Origin of the sequence: Mycobacterium sp. (assembly GCF_050701675.1) — a bacterium.
Lineage (GTDB): Bacteria > Actinomycetota > Actinomycetes > Mycobacteriales > Mycobacteriaceae > Mycobacterium.
In genome coordinates this window covers 1-2,145 of sequence record NZ_JBOGDD010000184.1, presented here as the reverse complement: position 1 = coordinate 2,145, position 2,145 = coordinate 1, and the positions used below count along the sequence as shown (strand labels likewise).

Sequence of the window (2,145 nt, the reverse complement as noted above, 5' to 3'; positions counted from 1 at the left end):
GTCCTGCAGATACCAGATGGCGGTCGCCTCGTCGCCGTCGACGTCGATTTCGGGGTGCGTCACCCGGTGCTCGGTGATGACGTCGGCGGGCATCGAGTCGCGCATGAACGCGACCAGCGTGGCGCGGTCCGTGAAGTGGTGCTCCTCGCCGAGGGACTCGCCGTAGTCGCCGATTACGTCCTCGGTGAGCGTGTCGGCGAACTCGTCCCAGTGCTTCGTGTCGAGCGCGCGCAGATACCGGTACTTGACTCGCTGAATGTCTTCGATGTCACCCATGCCCGTCATTGCAACACAGCGACCGTCGGCCGCACAGCGATCTGCCACGAGTGTCGTTGACGTGTACGTCAAATCACCACGATTCAGCCGTTTGGGCCGATTGAAGCCCGCCGATGGCCGCCACGCCGTTTGCCATCGGGTTCTCAGCGTGCCGTCCGGACCACGGTCCAGACTAAGTTCGCGCAGGCCATGGGTGAAGCCACCGGCGCGCTGAAATCCCTGGTCGGGCTGCCGCCTCGTCCCCGATCGTCCTCGGTGCCGTGGGTTCGCCGTTGCTGTGCAAAGCGCATTCATAGCCAAAACCCAGGTGCGAGAACGCTGTTCGCTGACGTTCCCACGGAGTGTCTGTCGTGTCCCCGGCTGCGGGCGGGCTATCGTGGACGGCGTTATGAGCGACCCGTTGGGGTTGTCGATCGGGACGACCAACCTGGTCGCCGCCCGTGTGGGCAATCCACCAGTCACGCGGCGATCCGTGCTGCCCGTGGCAGGGCAGGTGCTGAGCGGCTTCGTGGAACGCGTCGGGGACCCGGTACCGCTGATCGCGTCGGACGGCACGTCCTACAGCGCCGACCTGTTGATGGTCGAGGCGCTCGACGCGATGGTCACCGAAACCGGCGGTGACCCGTCCTCCATCGCCATCGCCGTCCCCGCGCATTGGAACGGCGCCACCCTGCGCGCGCTTCGCGACGCGATGCGCAGCAAGCCGAACCTCGCGCCGAACGGAACTCCCGCCCGGCTGGTGTCCGATACGGTCGCCTCGCTGACGGCGCTGGGTGCCAATCCCGGCCTTCCCGTTCGCGGTGTGGTCGCTCTTCTCGACTTCGGGGGCGGTGGCACCAGCGTCACCCTGGCCGACGCCGCGGCGTCATTCGAGCCGATCGAGACCACGCGCCTTACGGACTTCTCCGGGGACCAGATCGACCAGGCCCTCCTCGCGCACGTGCTCGACGCGGTCGCGGGTGACGTCGATCCAGCGGGCACCGCGTCGGTCGGTTCGCTGACCCGGCTGCGCGAGGAGTGCAGGCAGGCCAAGGAGGAACTCTCCGAGTCTGAGGTGGCGGACGTCCGCGTCGAGTTGCCAGGGCATCAGTCCACGGTGCGGGTCACCAGGGACGAACTCGAGGCGTTGATGGAGGCGCCGTTCGAGGGCGTGCTGTCCGAACTGGATGAATCCCTGTCGCGTAACCGAATTGCGGTGGCCGACGTTTCCGCGGTGGTCGCGGTCGGCGGCGGCGCACGCATCCCGTTGGTCACCCGCAGGCTGTCCGAGGGCGACCGATCACCGCTGGTGACGACGCCGCACCCGGCACTCGATGCCGCAGTGGGCGCCGCGCTCTTCGCCGCGTACGGCGTCGACGCCGATGCGCAGACCGGCGTGGCGCCGACCGCACTGGTCACCGAGGCGGTGGTCGGCGGTGACGCAGCGCCCGGCTCGTCGACATTCCGCGCGCTGGCCTGGTCCCAGGACGACGACGCACTCGCCGAGCTCGAGCCGTACACCGGCGAGGACCCCTATGCCGACCCGTACGCGGACTCCAGCACCACGCGCGTGGTCGCGCAGTACCACCCGCGTAGAGAAGACGAACCGCGGTCGTCGTGGCAACGGTTGCCGCTGTTGATCTTCGGCGTGGCCGCCACCATCGCCGTGGTGGCCGTCGGCGGTGTCGCCATCGCGCTGACGAGTGCCACCGATGAGACGCGACCCACCCCGAGTCGTGCGCCGGTGACCGCCACCTCGCCACCGTTGCCGCCACCGACGAGCGTCGCGCCGCCGCCGCCCGTCACCGAAGCGCCGCCGCAGAACGTGATCACGGTGACCAGCGAGGCCCCGCCCCCACCCCCGCCCCCGCCGCCGACGGAGACGGTGAC

The 2,145-nt window shown here is 69.1% G+C and carries 2 protein-coding genes; one reads left to right on the top strand and one right to left on the bottom strand.

Going from position 1 to position 2,145, the window contains the following annotated elements; translation table 11 throughout:
* Positions 1-285: nuclear transport factor 2 family protein (locus ACRDUX_RS05405; protein WP_526411741.1), on the bottom strand; the 285-nt coding region annotated here is incomplete at its 3' end.
* A 379-nt stretch (positions 286-664) separates the two neighbouring features.
* On the opposite strand from ACRDUX_RS05405, the gene ACRDUX_RS05400 reads away from it, so the two are divergent.
* Positions 665-2,145, top strand: a 1,481-nt coding sequence (locus ACRDUX_RS05400; RefSeq protein ID WP_526411739.1) for an Hsp70 family protein, incomplete at its 3' end; no start/stop codon positions are given.